The organism is uncultured Cyclobacterium sp. (genome assembly GCF_963976465.1).
Classification (GTDB): domain Bacteria; phylum Bacteroidota; class Bacteroidia; order Cytophagales; family Cyclobacteriaceae; genus Cyclobacterium.
This window is the reverse complement of record NZ_CAXBOC010000245.1, coordinates 1-8,028: the sequence shown is the minus strand read 5'-3', so window position 1 is coordinate 8,028 and position 8,028 is coordinate 1. Positions and strand designations below refer to the sequence as shown.

General features: G+C 38.5%; 6 protein-coding genes. 4 read left to right on the top strand and 2 right to left on the bottom strand.

Annotated elements, in window-relative coordinates:
- Both AAC037_RS14160 and AAC037_RS14155 read right to left on the bottom strand, forming a co-directional pair.
- On the bottom strand, nucleotides 1-526 hold a 526-nt coding region (locus AAC037_RS14160), incomplete at its 3' end, for a PepSY-associated TM helix domain-containing protein (protein WP_339903599.1).
- Between the two features lie 184 nt (nucleotides 527-710).
- Nucleotides 711-1,712, bottom strand: a complete 1,002-nt coding sequence (locus AAC037_RS14155; protein ID WP_339903598.1) for a DUF1080 domain-containing protein — start codon at nucleotides 1,710-1,712, stop codon at nucleotides 711-713.
- A gap of 304 nt (nucleotides 1,713-2,016) precedes the next feature.
- Between AAC037_RS14155 and AAC037_RS14150 the strand changes: the two genes are divergently transcribed.
- The 4 genes from AAC037_RS14150 to AAC037_RS14135 all read left to right on the top strand — a co-directional run.
- Complete coding sequence (locus AAC037_RS14150; protein ID WP_339903597.1) at nucleotides 2,017-3,345, top strand: Gfo/Idh/MocA family oxidoreductase; 1,329 nt, start codon at nucleotides 2,017-2,019, stop codon at nucleotides 3,343-3,345.
- A gap of 275 nt (nucleotides 3,346-3,620) precedes the next feature.
- Complete coding sequence (locus tag AAC037_RS14145) at nucleotides 3,621-4,142, top strand: RNA polymerase sigma-70 factor (RefSeq protein WP_339903596.1); 522 nt, start codon at nucleotides 3,621-3,623, stop codon at nucleotides 4,140-4,142.
- Nucleotides 4,143-4,278: 136 nt separating this feature from the next.
- Nucleotides 4,279-5,226 (top strand): FecR domain-containing protein, encoded by a 948-nt coding sequence (locus AAC037_RS14140; protein WP_339903595.1) that lies wholly within the window; start codon nucleotides 4,279-4,281, stop codon nucleotides 5,224-5,226.
- 147 nt (nucleotides 5,227-5,373) lie between these two features.
- A partial coding sequence (locus AAC037_RS14135) for a SusC/RagA family TonB-linked outer membrane protein (protein ID WP_339903594.1) occupies nucleotides 5,374-8,028 on the top strand: 2,655 nt, incomplete at its 3' end.

Here is an 8,028-nt window from a genome sequence, read left to right as displayed (position 1 = left end):
GAGAAACTGCCCATTTAATTTTGAACTTATCTTGGCTAGGCCAACCCTTAATTGGCCACCACATGACCACACCCGAGATTAACATAGGCAGTGCCAATAGGGTAACCCAGTGTACCACTTTCCTTCCAAAATCTCCTAAAAGCAGATTTCTGTGTAAGTTTTTTAAATGGTTTAACCAGCCCTTTTTCATGTCTTGCAGATGGATTAACTCTGCATTATAAGGATTAAGTTGGGCCAAATAATAAGTGCCGGGTGCATAAAGCAAAACTTCAATGCTGCTACCACTATCTCGGTATAAAGCCGTACGAAAATCTCCTTCTGGAAATGAATTTTGTAAACTTTTTTTAATGTCAGAGATGTTAATAAATGGCTTGTCCTGTACTTCTACATCGTGTTTGTAAATGGTCCTGCTGATTTCGGGTTCCCAGGTGTAAAGTGCCCCAGAAAGGGCTATCACGAAGAAAAGAAATCCTGTCCCTAAACCAATAAATAGGTGTATTTTGCCGAGAAATTTTCTAATGGGCATTGATGAGAAATTTTAATAAGTTGGGGTGACTACATTTCAAGCATTAAATGTAGATAATATTTGTTAGGTTGTTCTGATTTGATGTGTTTTTTGGAAAAAAAATCGGATTGCCCAAAGAATGAACAATCCGAATCTTTAATTTAGAAATATACTAAGAGAATATTTATCAAAAGAATACCAAGCCCTATTTTTTGACCGGGGTTAATACAATGTTTCTATAGCTTACATTGCCATGGTCACCCTGTAAATATATTGGGCCGGGAGCAAGTACATCGGCACTCATGGCTCCACCTGTAGGTCCCAAGGCAGGCTGATTGTCTATGATTGTTTTTCCGTTTAAAACAACCGTTACATGGCGATCCACAAGTGTGATGTCCATGGATTGCCATTCCCCGGCTGGTTTTTCAGCAGCTTGACTTGGTTGTATACGGCTGTAAAGAGCTCCCATATTGTGGGAATCCAAAGGTTTTCCATAAGAGTCAACTACCTGAATTTCATAAATTCCTCTCAGGTAAACTCCGCTGTTATTTCCTTTGGGAACATTTACTTCAAGTTTTAAGTTGAAATCACTAAATTCTTCATTCGTCCTAATATTACCATAGGAAATATGTTTGCCATTTTCGGGTTGAATGGGGTCATTGACCAAGATGCCATCCATCACTTTGAATCCGTTTTTTTGATTGGGATTCATTAATGTCCAACCACTCAAGTCTTCCCCATTAAACAAGGCTATGGGCTTGCCATATTTCACCTTAGAAAGATCCGGTTTTGGAGGCATTTCAGGCATTCTTTTTCCAGTGAAATTAGCGGTATATTCACCATTTTTCCTGGGACCGGACATGGTTCCTTTTAATACATCTCCATTTTTTTCAATCCTTAATGTATGGGTAATTGTGTGTGTTCTGTCATCATTTTTCTTAGATTGGTTTGTTCTTGTAACCACCAAAGTGTTTTCGTTGGCTAAATACACATGAGATACCGGCAATACACTTCCGCCTATCCACAACAATTCAGCATCTAAAAAACCCTGGTCTTCATTTACATGGAGCCATCCCACGCCTCCACCTTCTACCTCCAATCCCCACATTCCTAAAAACGGGTTGGCCTTTTGGTCCATTGGTAAGTTATTTGCAAAAATGCCAGTGGTTATAAAAAGAAATAATACTGAGTTTATGATTGTTTTCATTTTGAGTTATAGTTAAGCGTTTACATTTATTTAAAGATTTAATTTCTACTAATCGATGAGAAATTGAATGTAAAAATTTATTTCTATACTAAACTTCTTTTTTGAGTAAATCTTAAACCTGATAGAAAATTTAGGGGTAATACATATCAAACCGTAGAATTAAGTTATATTCTAGGTTTTTATGGTTTAAACATTTTATAAAATTCATGAAAAGCAATATAAATATGAGTGTAAATGTTAACTTTCAGTGATAAATAAAATGAATTCGGCTTTTTCCAGTGTAAATAAGGTTTGACATATGGTTATGAAACATTCAAGAAGAGATTTTTTAAAAAAGAGCAGTGCTTCGGCAGTAGGGATGGGTTTACTAAAACCTGATTTTTCTCTCTATCGTGAAATTTCTGCCAATGAAAAGGTCAACGTTGGTTTAATTGGAGCAAGGAATAAGGGGTTTAATATTTTAAGTCATATGCTGAAAACAGGCCAGGTAAATTGCCTTGGTATCTGTGATGTGGATAAAAATATAATGGAGCAGCGTGTAGAAGAGGTGGAAAAAAACTACGGACTAGTGGTGAAACGCTACAATGACTTTAGGGAAATGCTTGACAATAAGGAAATTGATGCTGTGATTATTGGTACGCCTGATCACTGGCATTGCTTGATGATGGTACTTGCCTGCCAAGCAGGAAAAGATGTATATGTAGAAAAACCATTGGCTAATAGCATTGAGGAGTGTAATTTAATGCTTGCAGCGGCTAGAAAATACAATAGAGTGGTCCAGGTAGGGCAACAGCAGAGGAGTGGTGAAGTTTGGAACAGCGCTATGGCTCATATTCGTGCCGGAGGAATCGGAGAAATAAAACGGGTGAATGTTTGGGCCAATTTCCCTTACGGAATGGGTGCTCCCAAGGTACCTAATAAAGCCATTCCAAAAGGTTTGGATTATGATTTTTGGCAAGGTCCTGCTTCCAAAAGAGCCTACAATCCCAATCGGGTGCATGGCAATTGGAGACATTTTTGGGATTACGGAGGAGGATTGATGACAGATTGGGGGGTACACCTTTTAGACATGGCACTATGGGCCAAAAATATTCAGAATGAACCAAAACTGGTCATTGCCTCAGGGGCCAATTACAACCAGACCGCTTATAGTCGTGAAACATACGAGCTTATGGACGTCAGTTTTCCTATGGAGAATTGTTTCATTCATTGGACACATACTGCCGGTATAGCTGTAGGTCCCTATGAAAAGCCGTATGGTGTAGAATTCATCGGCGACAAAGGGGCAATAATTGCTGATAGAGGGGACTGGAAAATCCTACAGGGCAATAAGGAAGAAAGTGATGAAGCCAGCAAATTGGCCAAGGCAAATTTTAATTTTACCGGCAAAAGTGCCATGGAAATACATGTGTTGGATTTTTTAAAAAGTGTAAAAGAAAGAACTGCTACCAACTGCCCTGTTGAAATAGGCAGAAATGTTGCCCTTTATGCCCATATGGGAAACATCGCAGTAAGGTCAGGTGAGAATGTTTTGGATTGGAATGCAGGATCAGGTAATTTTAAAGGCAATAGTAAGGGCAATGCCCTAATCCAACCAGAATATCACGGTGGATGGAAACTTCCTACCGTTTAAATCAAGGATAAATAACTGATTTCCTATTACTCAATTATGATCAAGAGTCCAAGATGTGTTTTTCTAAACCAACTTTTGAGATTTAAAAGAAGTATTTGATCTTTTTAACTGATTTGGTTTGTAGTTAATTTATTCAAGTGTTTGATTTACAGTGAGATAAAAATCTTTATTTGAATTATGCATTAAATTCTTTTTATTAGCGTATTACAAGTTAGCATAACCCAAAATTGACTAAAATTACCTCTTATAATGACCAAGAACTTCTGCGGTTGATTATGGAACATCGAAACCATGGTGCTTTTGAAGTTCTGTATCAACGGCATTTTGATCCAATTTATCGGTATGTATTTAAAGTAATGCAAGACCGGGAGGCAGCTGAAGATGTCGCTCAAAATATTTTTATTTCACTTTGGAATAAACCACCAACCTTAACTTATACCAGTTTATTGCCCTACCTTTTCGGGGCAGCAAGAAATCAAATTTCTAAAGAGATCCGAAAGAATAAATGGAACAGGGAGCAACTGGATTATATAGAAAATAGTCTGGGAATATGTTCCACAGATGAATATTTAGAAGAAAAAGATACCCGTTCACTTTTGGAGAATGCTGTGGAGAAATTACCTAGAAAGTGTAGGAATGTATTCGAGTTAAGCAGGTTTAGTTATTTGAGTAACAAACAAATAGCAAAGAAGTTGGGTATTTCAGTTTTTACTGTTGAAAATCACATAAAAAAAGCTTTGTATCATTTAAGACAGTCCTTGGAGCTTATCGTTTTACTATTTTTTGGTTGGTTGTAATTTTCATTTTCTCCTGTGAAAACGATTTAGCCAATAGAATTCTAGCATTGTGAGAAATAAATAATAATTTTTTTACCAACACACTAGCTGATCTTTTGGGTTTGTGGTACTCTACTGTATAACCCTTTGGTATTTTATGCAAATTAAGCAATTAATTAACTGGGCTAGAAGGTATAGAAAAGCCAATTCTTCCGCCAAGGAAAAGAAAGAATTTGATTCATTCCTAGATGATCTGGCTAAACTGGGTAAGGAACCTAAACCTTTTGATTTAGAGAAATCAAAAGCAAGGGTATGGGAAAATTTAAAACAGAAAAGTCGGAACAAAAAGCCGGGTAGGCATTTGTTTCCAGTCATTAGGAAAGCAGCAGCGGTAATTTTTATTTTTTCTATGCTAGGTTTGCTCGTTTATCACACGATGGAAAAAGATAAAGAACCGGTTTTTTTCGTGAAAATGACCGGGGAGGGAATGCGGTCCATGGTGACTTTGGCTGATGGAAGTACTGTAAGGATCAATGAAAACAGTAAACTCGAATACCCTGAAATTTTTGATTCAGAAAGTAGGGTGGTGTACTTAACAGGAGAGGCATTTTTTAATGTAACAGCCAATGCCAATAAACCTTTTAAAGTTGTAATGGATTCCTCAGAGATTACAGTACTAGGCACATCATTCAATATTAATACCCACCAAAATACGGAAGTGACTGTGGCAAGCGGAAGAGTCAAGGTGGCGGATAAAATCTCAAATAATAACGTGGTATTGGCTCAAGGCCAGCAGGCTTTGTTAAAAGCCTCAGAGATTCAGGTAAAGAAAGTTAATCCTGATTATTACATAGGCTGGCATACCCGAAAATTAGAGTTTCAGGAAGAATCCATTGCATCAGTCTTTTCAATTTTAGAAAGGGCTTATGGAGTAAATATTGAATTAAAAATGCCCGATAAGGAAATTGATTGTGTCATCACGGGGGCTTATTCCGGAGAGCGCATTGAGACCATCCTAATGGGATTGAGGCATATTTTAGATTTTAGTTACCAAACAGATATTGAAACCAAAACGATTTTTATAAAAGTGAATAAATGTAGATAATAATTATGAAGTAAAAACTAGAAAAAAATGATCCAGCAACTGCTGGAACAGTCCTGGATCATACTTAAAACACTCATCAATTAACTAACCCGAAAAGAATTTTAAGCATTTAAAATTATGGAAATTAATTTACTAAAACTATTGATCATGGCATCAAAGAGGCTTCTGTATGCCTTCCTTGTTCAGGTGATTGCAATGCAATTTATCATGGCCACCCCTTCGAAAAGTCAAAATTTGGAGGATGTGGGCTTAAGCATAAGCGTTCAGTCCAAAACTTTTGAAGAGGTATTGGGTATTATCCAAGAAAAAACCCTATTCAATTTTACCTATAATCAAAAGGTAGGAAGTTTGGACAACCAGTTTACCTTTTCCTTTCAGGAAAGTAACCTAAAAGAAGTACTGCAACACCTTGCACAGCTTACCGCATTTGAATTTAAAAGAGTGAACAACACCATCTATGTAAGACCGGGGCTTTCTCCGGAAGAAAGTGTGGTAGCGCTTTCAGACCAAGCTTTGGTTTCAAACGGTGCTGAAGAGGTCTTTATTCCTATAGAAGGTACTGTATTAGATGAAGAGGGAGATCCAATTCCCGGTGCTACGGTAATCATTGAAGGGACAACCAAGGGTACTGTTACAGATATCGATGGCAAATTTACCCTTGATGTTGGGCCCGGAAGTATCATTAAGGTTTCCTTTATTGGTTACAAAAGTCAATCCATCACTGTTGGTAACCAAACGGTGTACGAAATCACCTTATTGGGTGATCAGGCAGCCTTGGAAGAAGTGGTAGTGGTAGGTTATGGTACCCAAAAGAAAGAAGATGTAACCGGCGCAGTATCTTCAGTCAATCAGGAAGCAATCAAAAATTTACCCGTTTCATCATTGGATCAAAAAATGGTTGGCCAAGTGGCAGGTGTACAAATCCAGCAAGTATCCGGTGCTCCAGGTGCAGGAACCTCAGTCAAGATCCGCGGGAGTGGGTCCCTTGGGGCGGGCAATGAGCCACTCTATGTGATAGATGGGATGCCTTATTCATCTGGGATGAATCAAACCTTGAACCCTTTGATGTTTATTGGCCCTAATAATATTGAGTCCATTACAATCTTAAAAGATGCCTCCTCTACTGCAATCTATGGTTCTAGGGGAGCCAATGGAGTAATCATGATCACCACCAAAAAAGGTGAGTTAGAACAGACCAATATCAATTTTTCTTCCATGGTAGGTGTTCAGCAAGTGCCTCAAAAAGGCCGTCCCCAATTATTGGGTCAACGGGAGTTTGCTGAATTTCAGCGGGATAGAATAGCTATTGGTGTGAGACAAACGGAAGGAAGGGAGCCTACTCTGGATGACTATCCGGAAGAGTATAGAGATTTGGAAGCCCTATCCGGTCAGGGAACGGATTGGTATGATTTGGTTTTGCAAACTGCTAAAATACAGGATCATAATTTCAGCATGCAGAAAGGTACCAAAGATTCTAAAATAAACTTTAGTTTGGGGTACTTCAAGCAAGAAGGGGTGCTTAAGCATACCGGTATAGAAAGGTTTAGCAGTAATTTGGGAATAGAAAGTAATGTAACCAATAAGCTTAAAATTGGAGCAACCATCCAACCAACTTTTATAAAGCAGGACCGAGCCAGCACCAATCTAAACAGGAATGATATTTTGGGAGTGAGTATATGGGCCAATCCGATTTCTACCCCTTATGATGAGAACGGAAACATTAAACCCTATATTGTTGCCCCTCAAAGTCGCTTTCATTCCGCCTGGAGTTTTGTGAACCCATTGTTTGCGCTACAGGAAATAAAAATGCAGCAGAACACTTTCCAAAATTTAGGCTTGGCATTTGCAGAACTTGAAATTTTACCGAATTTAAGGTTCAAGTCATCTCTTAATACCATTTTTGAAGTGTCAAAATATGAACAATATACTCCAAGTTCCATTGGCGCTTCCAACAGGCCCCCTACAGCAGGTACCGGATCATCAAGCAATAGCCGAAGGAATAGTTTTGATTGGCTAATAGAGAATACACTGAACTATGACTTAAACAGAGGGGATCACAGAATCAATGCCCTTTTAGGTTATACCACCCAAAAATTTACCTCAAATAATATTTCTTTGGGGGCAAGTCCATTTCCCAACGATTTGATTACCACCATCAATGCCGCTCAAAGTATTACGAATTGGGGAGAAGCCATCAATGAATGGAGCATGATATCCTATTTGGGTAGGGTCAATTACGCCTTCAAAGACAAGTATTTATTGACAGCCACCTTTAGGTCAGATGGATCTTCTCGTTTTGGAGATGAAAATCGCTTTGCCATGTTCCCTTCGCTTGCAGCAGCCTGGAGGGTTTCTGAGGAAGACTTTTTTCAGAATATCAGCTGGATGGACGAATTTAAGATTCGAGCAAGTTATGGTAAAAGTGGAAACAATAACATAGGTAATTATGCCCATCTAGCATCCATAAGTGCCGGTTCTTATGTTTTTGGCAACAATCAAGTTACTGCTTCCTCCGTAGGTTTGTCGAACCCATTCCTGACTTGGGAAGAGTCCAATCAGTTTGACCTTGGGCTGGACTTCCAGTTTTTGGACAGTAGGTTAAGTCTATTGGTTGATCTGTATAGAAGAGAAAGCAATAATATGCTACTCAATGATGTTATCCCTACCATTACAGGCTTTAATTCTCAGACCATTAATCAAGGAAATGTAAGAAATATGGGGCTGGAAATTGCTTTGGGTGGATCACCATTTGTAGGGGCATTCACCTGGGACATCAATGCAAATATTGCCTTCAATAGAAAT

Excerpts from the sequence above, each read along its gene's own strand:
- AAC037_RS14155 (WP_339903598.1), bottom strand. The coding sequence starts at position 1,712 with ATGAAAACAATCATAAACTCAGTATTATTTCTTTTTATAACCACTGGC.
- AAC037_RS14150 (WP_339903597.1), top strand. The coding sequence starts at position 2,017 with ATGAAACATTCAAGAAGAGATTTTTTAAAAAAGAGCAGTGCTTCGGCA.
- AAC037_RS14145 (WP_339903596.1), top strand. The coding sequence starts at position 3,621 with ATGGAACATCGAAACCATGGTGCTTTTGAAGTTCTGTATCAACGGCAT.
- AAC037_RS14140 (WP_339903595.1), top strand. The coding sequence starts at position 4,279 with ATGCAAATTAAGCAATTAATTAACTGGGCTAGAAGGTATAGAAAAGCC.